This is a genomic window from Paenibacillus sp. J22P15, assembly GCF_056269345.1.
The window spans coordinates 77837-95817 of sequence record NZ_JBWDNT010000014.1; the positions used below are offsets into that span (position 1 = coordinate 77837).

Below are 17981 nucleotides of genomic sequence, written 5' to 3' on the forward strand. Positions count from 1 at the left end.
AAAAAAGAAGACGAAGGCGGTTTTTTTGCATCCTAATTACTGTAAACGGAAAACCGATTAGCCATTCCGTTTCTGGAAGTCGGTCATGAATTGCGCTAGTGCCTGGCAGCTTTCAAGCGGAACAGCATTATAGGTTGACGCTCTCAGACCGCCAACATCACGGTGTCCTTTCAAACCTACGAAACCTTCCTTCAGCGATTCCTTAACGAACAGGTTCTCAAGCTCTTCCGTTTGAATACGGAATGTAATGTTCATTAGGGAACGGCTTTGCGGCTGTGCACAGCCCGTGTAGAAGCCGCTGCTTTGATCAATTGCATCATAGATCAGCTTCGTCTTATCACGGTTGTACTGCTCAAGCTGAGCAACTCCTCCTTTATCCTTGATCCATTGTAGTACCAAGTTCATCATGTATACCGAGAAAGAAGGCGGTGTATTATACAACGAGCCGCTCTTAGCATGCGTGCTGTAACGGAACATCGTCGGAATCGTTTTTGAACCATTCTCGACAAGATCCTTACGAATGATGACCACGGTAACACCCGATGGGCCTAAGTTTTTTTGTGCGCCGGCATAGATCACACCAAATTTACTTACATCAATCGGCCTGCTCAAAATGTCACTGGACATATCAGCAATAAGAGGCACATCGCCAGTATCCGGAAACTCTTGGAACTGTGTTCCACCGATCGTTTCATTCGAAGTTAGATGAAGATAAGATGCATTGCTAGGAACTTCAATCTCAGCCAAAGTCGGCATACGCATAAATTTGTCAGCTTCTGTCGAAGCAGCGATTACCGTTTCTCCGACAAGTTTCGCTTCCTTTAGCGCTTTGTCAGCCCAAGCCCCTGTCATTACATATGCACCCGGCTTGCCAGGCTGCAGAAAATTAAGCGGCAGCATCGCAAATTGTGTGCTTGCGCCGCCTTGCAGCAATAGCACTTCATAATTGTCTGGTACACTGAACAATTCACGAAGCAAAGCTTGTGATTCATTGTTCACTGCTTCATACAATTCGCTGCGGTGAGACATTTCCATAATGGACATCCCTGCGCCCTGGTAATCTACAAATTGCTCCCCGGCTTGCTTCAGTACCTCTAGCGGTATTGCAGCTGGTCCTGCATTAAAATTAAATGCTCGTGTCATCTTCGGATACCCACCTCTGTTTCATTATTTATGATATGGATATGATAGCAATTTTGGAGGGCTGCATCAAGTGTATTCCACATATTAAATAAATAAAAAGTCGAACGTATGACGTAATACCGACATAAAACATTCGGTTTTCGTTCATTTTTCTCTCGAAATTCACAAAAAAACGGGCCCTTGAAGGACCCGTTTCTTATATTTCTTAACGATTGGATTAGCAATCGTAGTAAAGGCTGAACTCATGCGGATGAATACGAGTTGCAACAGCTTTCGCTTCTTTACGTTTTACTGCAACGTAGTTGTCGATAAAGTCTTGTGTGAATACGCCGCTTTCTGTCAAGAAACCGGAATCCGCTTCAAGAGCGTTAAGCGCTTCGTCAAGCGTTCCAGGAACGCTGCGGATTTCTTTTTTCTCTTCTTCTGGCAATTCGTAGATGTTTTTGTCGAATGGACCGTAGCCAAGAGCCGTTGGATCAAGCTTACGCTTAATGCCGTCCAAACCAGCAAGCAGCATTGCTGCGAAGCAAAGGTAAGGGTTAGCAGTGTTGTCAGGAGTACGGAATTCAACACGACAGCCTTTAGGTGTTACAGCAGCAATTGGAATACGAACTGCTGCAGAACGGTTGCCTTTCGAGAATACAAGGTTAACCGGTGCTTCATAACCAGGCACAAGACGTTTGAATGAATTCGTGCTTGGGTTTGTAATTGCAATCAAAGCCGGAGCGTGATAAAGAACGCCGCCGATATAGTGCATTGCCATTTCACTTAGGTTGGCATAAGCGCCTTTCTCATAGAACAAAGGACTGTCGCCGTTGAAGATAGAAGCATGAACGTGCATACCGCTACCATTGTCACCAAATAGCGGCTTCGGCATGAAAGTAGCCGTTTTGCCATATTGGCGCGCTGTGTTGTGAATAATATATTTAAATTTCATAAGATTATCAGCTGTTTTTGTCAAAGTGTCAAAGCGGAAGTTAATCTCTGCTGCGCCAGCTGTTGATACTTCATGGTGATGACGCTCTACACGAAGGCCAGACTCTTGCAACAGGCGAACCATTTCGCTGCGGATATCTTGTTGGGAGTCAACTGGAGCTACTGGAACGTAACCGCCCTTAACTGGAACTTTCGAACCAAGGTTGCCGCCTTCTTCAACACGATTCGTATTCCAGCCAGCTTCTTCGGAATCTACCTTGTAGAAAGAAGAATTGATCGAGCTTTCATAACGAACTTCGTCGAAAATGAAAAATTCAGGTTCTGGTGCAAAAAATGCTGTCGTACCAATACCCGTTGTTTGAAGATATTCCTCAGCCTTTTGAGCGATGCTGCGCGGATCACGGTCATAACGATCGCCATCAGGTGTATGGATATTACTCATAATGTTTAATGTTGGATGATCAGTGAAAGGATCAATAAATACGGACTCTGCATCCGGCATCATAACCATGTCGGAATTTTCAATACCGCGGAAACCTTGAATCGAAGAACCGTCAAAAGCTACCCCGTTTACAAAAGTATCAGCATCAACCTCAGCAGCAGGAAGAGTGATGTGGTGTGCACGACCAAGAAGATCCACGAAGCGGAAATCTACAAACATAATGCTGTTTTCTCTAATTGTATCCAAAACGTTTTGAACTGACATTATAATTTCCTCCATTTCCGAACATTAGCGTAGTGTTGAACAAGTATTGTTCAATTATTGCTCCAAATCCATGTCGTTATTATAAAACTAGCTCTCAATCTCCGTCAATAGTTATGTAAGGTATTTTTTGAACTCATGTTAGGTTTACTTACAAGTTTGTACGTTTGATCACAAATCCACCTGTATAAATGGTGAAATCCATGAATTAACAAGCCTTTAATCTCGTGGAATTACAGACAAAAAAAGCTTTGCCATCCACAGATGGCAAAGCTTCGTTCAATGTCATGTTAGATTTTCCATTCCTTAAAATCCTCGGCTGGCGCTTTCGGTGTATCAAATTGCTTGCCCACGATCGGAGCTAACTTCTCCAGGTCCTTCAAAAGATTAGCGAATTGATCCGGGAATAATGACTGCACGCCGTCACCCGTCATCGAGTTATCAGGATCGGTATGCATTTCAACAATCAATCCGTTCGCACCTGCGGCTACAGAAGCTTTAGACATTGGCTCTACCAGCTCACGACGGCCTGTTCCATGGCTTGGGTCTGAAATCACAGGCAAATGACTTAGAGATTGAAGTACAGGAATCGCTGATAGATCAAGCGTGTTGCGAGTGTAAGTCTCAAACGTTCGGATTCCACGCTCACAAAGCATAACATTTGGATTGCCGCCAGCCAAAATGTACTCCGCGGCATTTAAGAACTCATCATAAGTTGAGCTGAAACCACGCTTTAACAGCACTGGTGTTTGAATGGTGCCTAGCTTGCGCAGCAAATCGAAGTTTTGCATGTTGCGCGTTCCCACTTGAAGAATGTCAGCATATTCAGCACAAACATCTACATACTCTGGCGTCATAACCTCAGTAATCGTCAGAAGCCCGTGCTTCTTGCCTGCTTCCGCCATCATAACAAGACCTTCTACACCTACTCCTTGGAAGCTGTAAGGGCCTGTACGAGGTTTGAACGCTCCTCCGCGCAGCACTTGCCCGCCAGCCGCTTTCACCAAACGAGCAATTTCATCGATCTGCTCTGGTGTCTCTACCGCACAAGGACCGCCCATAATAACGAGATTGCTTCCTCCAATTTTTACACCTTTTATATCAATTACAGTGTCATCAGGATGGAAGTCACGGCTTGCAAGTTTGTAAGATTTGGAAATTTTAATAACGTTCTCTACACCTTTCATTTGACGCAAATGCTCGGCAAGCGTAGGTTCTGCTTTGCCAATAATTCCGATGACTGTACGATCAGTCCCTTTTGATACATGCGCCTGAACACCTGTTCTTTCAATATGGGCAACGATTTCTGAAATACGTTCTTCTGCTATGTTTGAATTTGTAATAACGATCATATGGATCACTCCTTAGTATTTGGGTGGGATTAGACAAAACTCAATCATCTATCATTCGCTTTATGACTTCTACGCTTCGTAGCTTTTATGCTTCGTAGCTTCTACGCTTTTAATCACTAAAGTAAATATACAAGAGAAATCCGTTTCCGTCAACCCTACTCTAAAAAAAAGGAGATGAAACAAACAGCTCATACGTCTTCACGCATAAATCCGTTGTTCCATCTCACTATTCATAGAGCAAAAATTATTCAGGTTTCACTTCTGTTGCCGTTGTGGATTCCGTATTGGTAGACTTCACCCGAACGTTTGGCAGCAGCTTGTTCATATTGACCGTACGACGGATTTCCCATGTCTCCGGGTTATTATGATCGTATTGCTCTAGATAGGTAATGACCTCCTTGGTAAGCGGCGTCGGCGTAGAAGCGCCGGATGTAACCGCAACACGGTCAACCCCTTTAAGCCATTCCTGTTCGATCTCTGACACATCAGATACCCGGTAAGCCTTGACTCCGGCAATTTCCTCGGATACTTGAGCAAGACGATTCGAGTTGTTGCTTCTAGGATCGCCGACAACGATGCAAAGCTGCGCTTCACCCGCTTGCTCTGCTACCGCTTCTTGACGAACCTGAGTCGCCATACAGATTTCATTATGAACCTCTGCCGTTGGATAATGCTCTAGGAGACGACTAATAACATGACGAATGTCCCACTGTGACATCGTTGTTTGGTTAGTTATAAGAATACGGCCTTCCGGCACGTTAAGGCTAGCAATTTCTTCTTCCCGTTCAATAAGGTGAACCTGCTCCGGCGCAACGCCGATCGCCCCTTCCGGCTCTGGATGACCCTGCTTGCCAATATAAATAATATGATAGCCCTCTGCCGACTTCTCGCGAATAAGATCATGAGTCCTCGTCACGTCCGGACAAGTTGCATCCACCACTGAAAGTCCCTTTTCACGAGCACGTCTGCGCACTTCTGGCGATACACCATGCGCAGTGAAAATAACGGTACCTTGATCGATTTGATCCAAAATGTCGAGTCGGTTGGCACCATCGAGCGTAATAACACCTTCTTGCTCGAACGCCTCTGTTACATGCGCATTATGGACGATCATGCCTAATATATAAATAGGTCGCGGCAGCTCCAAGTTTTTGACCGTCTGCAAAGCCAGCACCATCGCGTCGACGACGCCATAGCAATAGCCGCGCGGTGATATTCTAACGATTTCCATTCATTGCACCTGCTTTCTGACCGGATATGCTAAACTTCTATTATTCCTAAATATCATCCGTTGCTACTATTATAGACGAATGAGACGTGTCAGAAAAGCTAATTGGCAGCCAAATCGTAAACTTCGTTCCATTACCTTCGCTAGTGAGCACTTCAACATAACCTTTATGCTCATCAATAATCCATTTTGCAATAGATAAACCAAGGCCCGTACCGACAGTAACCCCGCGAGATTCATCCGCCCGATAGAAGCGATCGAAAATATGCGGTATTTCTTCTGGATTCATCCCAATTCCGGTATCTTTAATAACAAAGCCAATATGATCATCGTTCCTGACTGCGCTCAGCTCAATGTAACCCTCATACGTATACTTAAAAGCATTTTCAATAAAAATAAACAGCATCTGCTGCAAATAATTGTGGTTTGCATTGACACGTACTTCATTCAGAGCAGAAAGATCGCCTACCTTCCATTCTGCCATACGAGGAAGGAGCTGCGCTCTGCGCACGACCTCTTCTGTAAGCGGCAGGAGATCAAGCGGCGTCTTCTCCATGATATAACCCGCATCGGCTCTAGCAAGAGCCAGCAAATCGTTCACAAGCGTACTCATCCGCCTCGCCTCAGCTGATATATCGCTCATCGCTTCCTTCGACATATCCCATCGATCGGAATCAAGCGGCATCCATTCACCAGTCTCCGCATCTTGGTTGGACTCCTTGACCTTTGTCCACATCCGCTCCAGCAGCTCAATATTACCTCGTATCGTAGTTAATGGCGTACGCAGCTCATGAGACGCATCGGAAACGAATCTGCGTTGGGCCATATACGCTTCATCGAGCTCGTTGTATGCCATCTCCAAACGCGCGAGCATCACATTAAGCGTACCTGCGAGCCTTCCAATTTCATCCTTCGGTCCCATGACAGGAATTCGCACACTGAGATCTGAGCCTTTCTCAATTTGCTCTGTCGCACGAATGACACGTTCGATCGGACGTAACGCCTGTTTAGCAATAAATAAACCTATAGTAAAAGCGATGAGTACGACCAGTGAAGAGGAGAAGATGAGTGCCGTACGAATACTGTGCAAAAATTTCTCTTCGTTATATGGAATTGCACCAACTTGCAGCAGACCGACTAAATCACCATCCGTTGTATAAACAGGTCTTTGATGAATCATCATGTTATATTTTTTTTTATTAATATTCACTTGGATGTTGACAAAACCCTGTTCGGGATTAGTAGAAGCGTCAGCGTATGGGAGAACAACTCCAAATTGCATTAAATTGGGGGATTGCTGCACTGCACCCTCTACATAGTTTACGAGTTGAATATACATATCTTTCTCTTCAATTCGAGATTGTCGACCTAAACTTAGATCAAATTGATTCCAAAAAGTGGTTCCGGCAGTAAGCACAATGTCTCGATCCTGCTTCTTTAATTGCTCCTTTAAGTCCGAGTAAGTATTCCAATTTAGAAATAAATAAATCGATACGCCGAAGACAAGAAGAGTAACAGCAAGCAAACTTGAATACCAGAGCGTCAGCCTGAGTCTAATGGACATATGCTTAACCTGCCTCCCCGCGAAGCACATAACCGGTGCCGCGAACTGTCTGAATGAGACGATTCCTGCCTCCGTCCTCTACCTTCTGCCGCAGCATCGCGATATACACCTCCAGCACATTCGATTCTCCGCTAAAGTCATAACCCCATATTTTCTCCATAATGGCATCGCGTGTAAGCACCCGACGAGGATTTTGCATAAATAACAGTAATAAATCGTATTCCTTCGACGTAAGCTCAATTCTGCGTCCTGCGCGAATGGCTTCTCTAGCATCCATATCCAAAATCAAATCCTCATAAACCAGTTGATTGCTAGACTGCTCGATCTTATCTGCTTTGCGGCGCAGCAAAGCACGTGTCCGAGCAAGCAGTTCCTCAAGCGCAAACGGCTTGACCAAATAATCGTCAGCACCAAGATCAAGACCTTTGACACGATCATTGATGTCGTCCTTTGCTGTCAGCATCATAATTGGAACTGCACTGCCTCCCTCTCGTACGCGGCGGCAAACCTCCCATCCGTCCACTTGGGGCATCATGACGTCCAAGATGAGCAAATCCGGCTCCGTCTTAAGCAGCACCTTTAGTCCCTCCATGCCATTCGCAGCCGTAGTTACCTCATAACCTTCAAATGCTAAGCTTCTTCGGAGCAAAGAAATAATTTTATCATCATCATCAACGACTACAATATGCTGTCTCAACTGCTTGTCCCCCTCTATTTGCAGCAAAAAGCACAGAGCCTGCTGTCTCTCTGCGCTTTATTTGCTTTACGTACAAATGCTTAAACTACTATTGAGCGCCCGATAAATTTTTATCACCGATCTCGACCTTAAGATTCATTGCATTGCCTTTGCGCAAGATGTTCAGATCGATTTTATCGCCGACTTTTTTAGCTTTAATCGCGGTAATAAGAGCTTCTGAATTGGAATATTTCTTGCCGTCAATGCCTACGATGACGTCAAATTGCTTCAAATCCGCCAAATAAGCAGGAGAATTGTAGTACACATTGCGAACGATAGAGCCTTCTACTTTATCCATCCCTAACTGCTTCGCAATCTCTTCATTCACATCCGATAGCTCAGCTCCAATGTAAGGTACAGCCGGTTTTGGAATCGCTTTGTTCGTTTTAAGATTTTCGAGCACTTCCTGAATCGTGCTTGTCGGAATCGCAAAACCGATGCCTTGTGCTTGCGAGCTTACTGCTGTGTTAATTCCGACAACCTCACCATTGACATTCAGGAGCGGCCCTCCCGAGTTCCCGGGGTTAATTGAAGCATCCGTTTGCAGCAAATGCTCATACTTACGTTCACCTTGTGCATCTTGAATATCGATTGGACGTTCTTTCGCACTCAACACCCCAACTGTAACCGTATGGTCAAAACCGTAAGGATTGCCGATTGCGACTACCCAGTCACCAATATTAATATTATCGGAGTTGCCTAGCGGAAGCGTTGGGAACGCTTTGTCTCCTGTTACTTTAAGAACAGCTAGGTCTAATTCATAACTCGAACCGAGCAATTCAGCCGTGAATGGCTTATCATAACCTTGAACAATAACCTTGATTTGATCCGATTCTCCAACTACGTGCTGATTCGTTAAGATGTAGCCTGTTTCATCGAAGAAAAATCCAGTACCAATGCCTGATTGCTGCATGTTACCTTCCTCATTTTGTTGTCCGGTTTCCGGCTCAGTAATTCCAGGGTAGTCATCGCCAAAAAATTGGCGGAAAAATGAATCATCGAGCATACCGCCGCCGCTGTTGCTCCGTTTGGCTGTATTTACAAAAGTTTCAATTTTCACAACTGCCGGACTAGCTGTCTCGAACAGCTTAGCAATGTTATCTGGTCTAGCTGCGACTGTAGATGCTCCGCCGCTGGCGCCAGTACCGCCAGAAGCAGTCGATCCATTTCCGCTAGATTGTGTATTTGTTGTAAGTGCTGTTTCTCCCGTGAACCAGTTGTTCAAATCTGCAGTATACATCAAGGTACCTACGACAAGAACCCCAGCTATAAAAGAAGTGAATAAGGATTTAAAGGAAGTGCGACGCGGTTCCCGTACTTGCCAAGGCCCTTTAGAGGACTGCGGCGACGGGGTGAACGTCCGAATTTGCGATTGTACGGGTGTCTGTGGTCTTACCCGCTCAGATTCACTGCTCGTCTCTTGCTGCACTTGTGTATTCTGGGACAGCGTATCGTGCGTGTTGCCGTAAGGTTGGTCCTGAATGAGCTTAGGCTTATCTGCTCCAAAGCCTTGTGAGGAAGAACTTGCTCCCTCTTGTGAAGTCACCTTAGACGGTCCATAAGAATAATAATAAGATGGCTTAGCTGGCTGCTCCGGTGTCTCATTCGAAAGTGAGTCGTTTCCAGTATCGCTATTATCAGCAGCGCTATGCCCCTCTTCGTTTTTGTTGAAAAAATCGTCAAATCCTTTTTTGTTGTTTTGATCGTCCATGTATGTTCTCCTCCTTGAATCTTACTGCATCATGTGTCCATTTGGCGCTCTTTCCGAAAACATGTTATTTAATATAGTTCTATCATGCACATTCTACCTTAAAACAAACTTAAAAGGAATTTAAACAGAAATAAAAAAAACGTTCCCAAATGATTTTGGCAACGTTTTTTCGGGATCCCTTCTTGATCATAATCAGTGTGGAAAAAGCTGCTCTACTTCATTCAAAGCATCTTTTGCACGGTCGATCCACTCCGGTTCTACATCCGCATCAGGATTCGAAGGCGATTGAAATTGATCAAACAGCGCGCCCGCTACACGCACGGAAGCTTCAGGATCATTTCCTTCTCGATAGAGATGCTTAAGCACGTATGGAGTACCCAGCTTTATCGTCGCTTCATTATCTTTTTCCCCATCATCGATATGACCGGCTAATACTTCAAATGGGATGCGAAGCCATACTTTATGCGCTTCATCAAGCGAGCGGTCAAAGGTTCCGCCATCGTACTCCCAATTGCCGCCAAGCGTGAATTGCTGCGACTCCAGCAGCTCTTTCGTCTCCAAAAAATGTTGCTCCCGTGACTCCAGCACGGACGAAATAGGTATCATGAAGGCTTCTCCTTTTCACTAGCTTGTTTCTTATCTCTTTATGCTAGTAGGTAGTATACCCGCCCATTTCTTCCTTTATGTGCGACTCGCCCAGCCCTTGCGATGAGCCAGCACAGCTAGCTGCGTCCGATCGTCTAGCTCACACTTCATAAGTAAATTGCTGACATGTGTTTTCACTGTTTTTATACTAATATGAAGTTCTTCCGCTATTTCTTTGTTCGACTGGCCATCGGCGATAAGAAGCAGCACTTCCTTCTCCCGCTCCGTCAAGCCCTCATCGCCAGACTGTGCCGTCCGCTGCCGCAATCCTCTCGTTAGCGCTTGGGATACGTCAGTAGTCATAACTGGCATTCCTTTGAACGCACCGCTAATGGCATAAATCAACTCTTCAGCGGACACGGTTTTGAGCACATAGCTGACAGCGCCTGCTTCGATAGCTCCATAAACCTTATCATCCTCAAGGAAACTGGTCAGCATAACGATTTTCATGTCAGGAAATTTGGACATAATCGCCCTCGTCGCTTCGATGCCATCCATGCCGGGCATCATAAGATCCATCAAAATAATATGAGGCCTCATTTCATCCGAACTTGCTTTCAATATGTCTATAGCCGACTGTCCATTACCCGCTTCTGCAATGACCTGAAGCTTCGGTTCTAACATGAGATAAGTCCGAAGACCCGTCCTAACCATATCGTGATCATCCACTATCATCACTTTTATAAGATCCGATCCGCTCATTAATCCTGCTCTCCCCGCTACATTTTTGGTATCGTAACCTTTACCCTCGTCCCGCTTCCGGCTTTGCTCCAAATTTCAGCAGCCCCGCCAAGCTTCTGTGCTCTCTCCTGCATCGTAGACAGTCCATATGAGCCTCGCTTCACTTCATCTACCTTGAATCCAATGCCGTCATCCTGTAAAATCATGCTAACCTGCCGCTCCGTATCTGCCATTGTTAGCGTACAGCCCTTTGCTCCCGCATGCTTGACGATATTCGCCATAGCTTCTTGCGCAATGAGAAACAGCTGAAGCTCCTTCGCTTCAGATAAGCGCTCCTTCAAACGCCATTCGAGCTCACCTTGCAAATTGTTCTGCCGGCAATAATCAGGGAACCACTTATCAAGCGCTTCATATAAAGTTCGACCTTCCAGCTCCATTGGCCGCAGCTGTGCGATAAAGTTCCTCATTTGGATTTGAGCCAAATTAGACATACTGACGAGCTGCTCAAGTACGGAATCTGCTCGTTCACGATCAACCTGCTGCAGCTTAGGCAGCGAAGAAGCGCACATATGAATAGCGAATAATTGCTGGCTTACCGTATCATGCAAATCTCTCGCCAGACGTTTGCGCTCCTCGAGCACAGCCGCTTCGTTCGACGCTGATTCAATCATGACATACTCTTCTCCGCGAATTTGCAGCCATTTCATCTTTTCTTCCATCTGCTGTGCCAGCTCATTAAATTCACGATAAACCTCAATAAAGGAATTATGTCCGCCCTCTGTGATGCGAACGCCGAAATTGCCGTTTGCAGCTTGCTTTAATGATAAATGAAGCGTATCGATTCGCCGTCCAATTCGCTGCGCTGCCCAATAGCCGAAAGCCACGCTCACAAGAATGAAGACGGAAGCGGCCCCTAGCCGTACTTCCGTCTTATGAGATTCATCCATTAGTCCATTCCAGGTTAAAGCCCCCAGCAGAACGGACACGAGAGAGGAAATGACGAACATTCCGATAAGTTCCCACTTTCCGCTTCTCAAAAAACGAACCATCATAATCGATCACCCTACCTTTGTAACGCGAACATCACCGATAAATGTACTAACGACCAGCTTAATTTTTTTGTTCGATTCGGGGTAGGTAGGCGATTGAATATTGATATTTGTAAACAATCCGCCTTCTTTCTGGCCAAGCACCTTAACATCGCCGATAAATGCGCTTGATACCACCTGTACGCCTACCTCGTAATCATTAGGAACATATACTTTGACGTCGCCTATAAAAGAGGAAACATTAATTTTCGTTTCACCATCCGAAACCTGAGCTTTAGTCAAATCGAGCACTGTATCTCCAATGAAATGTGAAATATTAAGCGGCTTCAAATCCCAATAATCTTGACCGATATGAATATCGCCAATAAACCCGGAGCGATTCTGAACATTAGAATCGTTGTGATTCCACCATTCCACATGCTCCTTATGATTTCGTTTCCATTCCTGCGCATTTCTTTTGACCTCTGACTTATGATGCGCCTTCCACTCTTTAAATTCCTTCTTGCTGGATGAATAATCATCATAATGCTTCTGGTCAGCACTCTCTCGCTTCTCTTCATACGCAGTCGTGCCAAGCGGCGACTTTGTTGGATCAGGATGCAGAGGCGGCGCTGGCGGAACATTTGATTCATCCGTATAGGGCCGGTATGATTTCCAATCATCTGTCGGAGGCGATTGTCGCTTAGATTTAGGTCTCCAAATGATATTGATACCGATCAAAATTATGGCCACCGGCCAAATGTAAGGAATGATATCACCAATGGACCAAGAAAAGAGATCTAAGTTGCGCCCCAGAAAGATACAGCCTATCAGCAGAACAATTGTACCCCACCAGCCTGAACTCGCCCCGTGAATCCGACAGGATAGCAATCCGCGAATACCTACAACTATGAGAATTACTGGCCAATAAGTAGAAAACAGGTCACGAATTTCAAAATCCACATAACCTGTTTGATTCAATAAAAACAAGACGCCAACTGCAATGATGACTAACCCGGTGAATAACCGGTTTGCGAAATTTCCGTTCATGAGGCACCAGCTCCTTACGATTCCATCGTCGTTTGATATTCTTAGTATAACTGACAGCATTCAATAGAAAAAGGGACGTCCGATTGAAATCGTCATCCGTCTCCAGACTGAGCTTTTGTGGATTCCTTCCATTTCAACTTTTCACTCACGTCATGAAACATGACGTGGGTCGTTGACATTAATTACTACTTCTCTTTATAATGATGAACAGATTAGGAAAATAGAAGCAGTTACACATACGACGAATATTATGAATGGGGGATGAAGCAGTGGACGTTATCGAACTGTCAAAGGGTCTAGATACGATCTGGGTCGTCTTGACAGCAGCCATGATCCTACTCATGGAAGGTGGATTTGCTTTGCTTGAAGCTGGCTTTGTCAGGCAAAAAAATGCCGTCAGTATTATTATGAAGGTTTTTGTCGACATTGCTTTTGGCGCACTCGTATTTTACTTTTTTGGATTCGCGCTCATGTATGGACAAGACGTCGGCGGTTTAATTGGAACGACCGGCTTTCTCATAGATGGAGACCTGTCTCATATCAAACTAAATATTACTCACGAAACGTTCTGGTTATTCCAATGCGCATTCGTAATCGCCGTTATATCGATTGTTTCTGGTGCAGTTGCAGAAAGAATCAACTTTAGAGCATATATTTTATTAACCATCGCAATGACTGGCTTCATTTACCCGCTAGCCGGACATTGGGTTTGGTCAAGCAGCGGCTTTCTTGGAGCCCTTGGCATGATTGACTTTGCAGGTTCGGCTGTTATTCATGCTTTAGGCGGCTTTTCCGCACTCGCTGCTGCTATCTTTATTGGTCCGCGAATTGGCAAGTTTGGGCCTGATGGCAAAGTAAATATTGTACCGCCTTCTAATTTGCCGCTCGCTTCTGTCGGTGCATTCATTCTTTGGTTTGGCTGGTTCGGCTTTAACGCCGGCAGTACACTTAGCGCTACAAACAGCTCTATCGGTCATATTGCAATTACTACGATGTTATCGGCAGCTGCAGGTGGAGCGACATGTATCCTATTCACAATGTTCCGCTACAAGAAGGCAGATCCGCCAATGGTCATCAACGGCTCTCTTGCCGGCCTCGTAGGCATTACGGCAGGCTGCGCATTCGTATCTGACCTCGTCGCTATCGGTATCGGTTCCGTTTCTGGAATTGCAATGGTGCTGGTTACGGAGTGGCTTGAGCGACGGAGAGTCGATGATCCTGTCGGCGCCTTCGCCGTACACGGCATCAGCGGCAGCATCGGTACACTCGCCGTAGGCTTGTTCGCATTACCTGAGCTGACAACTGGCGTCGGGAAGGGCTATTACGGATTATTTTATGGCGGAGGCTTCAAATTACTAGGCATTCAAACACTTGGCCTAGTGATCGTAGCCATATGGGGCTTCGCGCTGACATTGGCGGCATTATGGCTTATTCGTAAGGTATTGCCCGTCCGCGTCTCCAAGGACGAGGAGCTCATCGGTCTCGATGTCGGTATTCACGGCGTTCCCGCTTACAGTCAAGAGCATGATTTCCTTGATTATGATCGTTTGAAAAATAGTAAATAAACAAAAAAAAGCCGTCGAAGCCATTGCAGCCGAAACGGTTTTTTTCTTGTTTATTTCTTTGTCGTAATTAATCATTCATCTCATTAGCAAGCTCATAGGACACAGTCACAATATCAGTTGGAGCAGATACGTTCTTAATGGAACGAGCGCTTTCGATTTCTAGACGGAGCGCACGGGCTTTCTCCATCGGCTTTCTTACAAAATGAATATATTCAACGGCCAGATGATGATCGGGCTTCTTGCCTGTCAGCATTCTTCTTATAGTTGACATCGACTGATATGCACGGTCTTCCATCAGTCTTCTCTTCTCATAACGCTCAACCATCTGTTCAATTTCTGCTATTTCCTGCTCTTTCTTAGCAACGTAGGCATCAATAAAAGGTAAAACCTCGCCCGCTTTACGATGATGGGCAGCAATTACAAAGCCTGAATGAATGATTGGATCTGTCATGAGAATTCACCTGTCTCGTCATGTTATTATTTCTTACATAAGTAATCATACACCAAACGAATATGATTTGAAAACACTTTTTTCAACAAAAGAAAAGAGGAACCATGAAGGTTCCTCTAGTCTGAATGCTTTGTTATCGCATAGCAAAAAAATACTACTTCTCAGCTTTTTGTTGAGCGTTGTTCGCTGCTTGTTTACCAGCAGCGTTATTCTGGTTCAACTCTTCCGCGAATTCTGCATTGAATTCTGCATTGTATTGATTGTTTTGGGCTTTATTGTTTTTGTTTTTAGCCATTGTTTTCACCTCCCCGGTTCAATGATAGTATGGCATTCTTGGCGATTATTATACGGTCAATTTAAGATTCTAAATAAGTCTGCGGAATAGGCTTCCCGGCTTCTACAGCCAGATTAATTTGATTCAGCCAAGCCTGCGAAAGCTTGCCCGTTCCTACTCGCAGTACCTCTACATGAACCGTACGCTTCCCCCACTGCTCGTAAACCTGCTTGATCGTTTCAAAATACAAATCGATACGTTTTCCTTTTATGGCTGAGCCTGTATCAGCTACTACGCCATATCCGTAGCCAGGTATATAGAGCAATGTTCCGATAGGAAAAATCTTCGTATCCGCGGCGATCGTAGATACTTGATCCCTGCGCACCTTTACCCCCGAATAGGTAATCCCGTACTGCGGATGCCCCGGTCGTTTACCGGTCGATTCCACGCCAGCGGTGTAGCCTGTAGCGATAACCTCAACCCTATTTGTTTTCTCTTTCTGTGTTGTACGTGCAGCTTCTCCTGTCTTATCTAGGCTATCGTAATTGCTTGCAACAGAGCTTTGTGCAGGCTTCTTTGATTCAGCCAGAACAATATTGCTCTTTGTATTGAAGCCAGCGCCGATAACCGTTAGGAGCAGCAAAACGATGAAACCTTTTCGAAAATAAAAAAAGCTTGTAACCATCTGGGTACTTCCTCCTCAGAAGAATATTGCCCCGATGGCCCAAGCTTTATGCGTGATTCATTATTGTTCTTTGTTTACGATTTGCTTTTGCAGCAAAGAAATCAGCTCTGCAACAGGAAGCGCGCCTAGATCGCCTTCGCCGCGTTTCCTCACAGAAACCGCTTCTGCTTGCATTTCATTCTCACCAACTACGAGCATGTAAGGTGCCTTCTCCAGTTGAGCCTCGCGAATTTTGTAGCCCAGCTTCTCATTGCGCAGATCACTTTCTACACGAATGCCGTTTTCTTGCAGCTGTTCTGCTACTTTGCGTGCATAACCTTCATAAGCAGTCGATACTGGGATTACCTTTGCTTGTACTGGCGACAACCATAGCGGCAGCGCGCCGGCAAAGTTCTCAAGCAAGAAAGCAGTCATTCTTTCCATTGTGCTTATAATACCGCGGTGAATAACGACTGGACGGTGCTTCTTGCCATCCTCGCCGACATACTCAAGCTCAAAGCGCTCAGGAAGCAAGAAATCAAGCTGTGCAGTCGACAATGTCTCTTCTTTGCCAAGTGCGGTTTTAATTTGAACGTCAAGCTTAGGACCGTAGAATGCAGCTTCTCCCTCAGCCTCGAAGAACGGAAGCTCCAGCTCTTCAACAACCTCGCGAAGCATACGCTGCGACATTTCCCACATCTCATCATTTTGGAAATACTTCTCAGTGTCCTTAGGATCACGGTATGATAAACGGAAACGGTATTCTTTAATGCCGAAATCCTCATATACCTTACGAATCAAGTTAACAACGCGCGCAAATTCTTCTTTAATTTGATCCGGACGACAGAAAATATGAGCATCATTAAGAGTCATGGCACGTACGCGGTGCAAGCCTGTAAGCGCACCTGACATTTCATAACGGTGCATTGTGCCAAGCTCAGCAATCCTCACTGGCAGGTCGCGGTAGCTGCGCATGTCGCTCTTAAACACCATCATATGGTGCGGACAGTTCATTGGACGAAGAACAAGCTCTTCGTTATCCATGATCATTTTCGGGAACATATCCTCGCTATAGTGCTCCCAGTGACCGGAAGTTTTGTAAAGCTCAACGTTAGCAAGTACTGGTGTATAGACATGCTCATAGCCCAGTCTTTCCTCTAGATCCACGATATAACGCTCCATCGTTCTGCGAAGCTTTGAACCATTCGGCAGCCATAGCGGCAAACCTTGACCAACCTCACGCGAGAATGTGAACATTTTCAGTTCGCGGCCAAGCTTACGGTGATCGCGTTTCTTTGCTTCCTCTAAGAAGTGAAGATGCTCATCAAGTTGTGCTTTCTTAGGGAAAGCTGTTCCGTAAATACGCTGCAGCATTTTGTTCTTCGAATCTCCGCGCCAGTAAGCACCAGCTACACTTAATAGCTTGAAAGCTTTAATTCGACCTGTAGACGGCAAATGCGGTCCTCGGCATAGGTCAAAGAACTCGCCTTGATCATACATCGTAATAACCGAGTCAGCAGGAAGATCACGGATTAGCTCAAGCTTAAGGTTATCATCAAGCTCGGTGAAAATGGACAATGCCTCGTCTCTGCTTACAACACGGCGGCGGATATCGATATTTTGCTGAACAATTTTATCCATTTCCTTCTCGATCTTCACAAGATCCTCAGGTGTCAATGATTGCTCCATGTCGATATCATAATAGAAGCCATCCTCGATTACTGGACCGATTCCAAGCTTAACATTCGTGTTGCCGTACAGGCGTTTGATCGCTTGTGCTAGCAAGTGAGCCGTACTATGACGATAGACTTCAAGTCCGTCTGCCGAATCAACGGTAACGATCTCAATTGCAGCATTGTTATCTATTGGCGTATATACATCGACTACCTTACCGTCGATTTTTCCAGCAATCGCATTTTTACGTAAACCCGGGCTGATGGAGCCCGCTACTTCTTCAATTGTTGTGCCAGCCGCATATTCTCTTACTGCGCCATCTGGCAAAGTGATTTGAATAGTCATTTTTATTCATCCTCCATTTTGTCTGTAAGCGTAACGCTTCATTTCTTTATCCAAGCAAAAAAGAGCACAAAAAAAGCACGCATCCCTAAAAAAGGGACGAGTGCTTGTGTGCTCGTGGTTCCACCCTACTTCGACTGCTTCAATCATTCAAACGTTGCAGTCCTCGTATTATCTGTTAACGGAGATATCCGGTACAGCATACTGCCATAGCTTTGCTTCGTAATAAGCAGG

General features: G+C 45.3%; 16 protein-coding genes. 1 reads left to right on the forward strand and 15 read right to left on the reverse strand.

The window, feature by feature from the left end:
- Positions 1-57: 57 nt before the first annotated feature.
- The 11 genes from serC to liaF form a co-directional block, all read right to left on the reverse strand.
- Complete coding sequence (gene serC / locus AC0YN6_RS22460; RefSeq protein WP_475749619.1) at positions 58-1143, reverse strand: 3-phosphoserine/phosphohydroxythreonine transaminase; 1086 nt, start codon at positions 1141-1143, stop codon at positions 58-60.
- Between the two features lie 217 nt (positions 1144-1360).
- Positions 1361-2785, reverse strand: coding sequence for a type I glutamate--ammonia ligase (glnA, locus tag AC0YN6_RS22465; RefSeq protein ID WP_475749620.1), 1425 nt, complete (start codon positions 2783-2785; stop codon positions 1361-1363).
- 287 nt (positions 2786-3072) lie between these two features.
- A complete protein-coding gene (aroF, locus tag AC0YN6_RS22470; protein ID WP_475749621.1) occupies positions 3073-4134 on the reverse strand; it encodes a 3-deoxy-7-phosphoheptulonate synthase in 1062 nt (353 codons plus the stop codon).
- Between the two features lie 244 nt (positions 4135-4378).
- Positions 4379-5365, reverse strand: a complete 987-nt coding sequence (locus tag AC0YN6_RS22475) for a 4-hydroxy-3-methylbut-2-enyl diphosphate reductase (RefSeq protein WP_475749622.1) — start codon at positions 5363-5365, stop codon at positions 4379-4381.
- Positions 5366-5411: 46 nt separating this feature from the next.
- Entirely contained in the window at positions 5412-6926 is a 1515-nt protein-coding gene (locus tag AC0YN6_RS22480; protein WP_475749623.1) for a sensor histidine kinase, read from the reverse strand.
- A 4-nt stretch (positions 6927-6930) separates the two neighbouring features.
- Positions 6931-7623 (reverse strand): response regulator transcription factor, encoded by a 693-nt coding sequence (locus tag AC0YN6_RS22485; RefSeq protein WP_475749624.1) that lies wholly within the window; start codon positions 7621-7623, stop codon positions 6931-6933.
- Between the two features lie 88 nt (positions 7624-7711).
- A complete protein-coding gene (locus tag AC0YN6_RS22490) occupies positions 7712-9373 on the reverse strand; it encodes a S1C family serine protease (protein ID WP_475749625.1) in 1662 nt (553 codons plus the stop codon).
- Between the two features lie 192 nt (positions 9374-9565).
- A complete protein-coding gene (locus AC0YN6_RS22495) occupies positions 9566-9979 on the reverse strand; it encodes a YugN family protein (RefSeq protein ID WP_475749626.1) in 414 nt (137 codons plus the stop codon).
- A 75-nt stretch (positions 9980-10054) separates the two neighbouring features.
- Positions 10055-10720 (reverse strand): response regulator, encoded by a 666-nt coding sequence (locus AC0YN6_RS22500; protein WP_475749627.1) that lies wholly within the window; start codon positions 10718-10720, stop codon positions 10055-10057.
- 17 nt (positions 10721-10737) lie between these two features.
- The gene (locus AC0YN6_RS22505) at positions 10738-11751 is read right to left on the reverse strand and encodes a sensor histidine kinase (protein WP_475749628.1); all 1014 of its coding nucleotides are present in this window, start codon (positions 11749-11751) and stop codon (positions 10738-10740) included.
- Between the two features lie 6 nt (positions 11752-11757).
- Positions 11758-12777, reverse strand: coding sequence for a cell wall-active antibiotics response protein LiaF (liaF, locus tag AC0YN6_RS22510; protein ID WP_475749629.1), 1020 nt, complete (start codon positions 12775-12777; stop codon positions 11758-11760).
- Positions 12778-13046: 269 nt separating this feature from the next.
- Between liaF and AC0YN6_RS22515 the strand changes: the two genes are divergently transcribed.
- The gene (locus tag AC0YN6_RS22515) at positions 13047-14342 is read left to right on the forward strand and encodes an ammonium transporter (protein ID WP_475749630.1); all 1296 of its coding nucleotides are present in this window, start codon (positions 13047-13049) and stop codon (positions 14340-14342) included.
- 67 nt (positions 14343-14409) lie between these two features.
- Here the strand turns inward: AC0YN6_RS22515 and AC0YN6_RS22520 are convergent, their stop codons facing one another.
- The 4 genes from AC0YN6_RS22520 to thrS all read right to left on the reverse strand — a co-directional run bounded on the left by AC0YN6_RS22520 (position 14410) and on the right by thrS (position 17750).
- Positions 14410-14793: a hypothetical protein gene (locus AC0YN6_RS22520; RefSeq protein ID WP_475749631.1), complete on the reverse strand. Its 384-nt coding sequence runs from the start codon at positions 14791-14793 to the stop codon at positions 14410-14412.
- 154 nt (positions 14794-14947) lie between these two features.
- Positions 14948-15088 carry a hypothetical protein gene (locus AC0YN6_RS22525; protein WP_475749632.1) on the reverse strand — a complete coding sequence of 47 codons (141 nt, stop codon included), beginning with the start codon at positions 15086-15088 and terminating at the stop codon, positions 14948-14950.
- A 61-nt stretch (positions 15089-15149) separates the two neighbouring features.
- Positions 15150-15752, reverse strand: coding sequence for a 3D domain-containing protein (locus AC0YN6_RS22530; protein WP_475749633.1), 603 nt, complete (start codon positions 15750-15752; stop codon positions 15150-15152).
- Between the two features lie 60 nt (positions 15753-15812).
- Entirely contained in the window at positions 15813-17750 is a 1938-nt protein-coding gene (thrS, locus tag AC0YN6_RS22535) for a threonine--tRNA ligase (protein ID WP_475749634.1), read from the reverse strand.
- Positions 17751-17981: the final 231 nt, after the last annotated feature.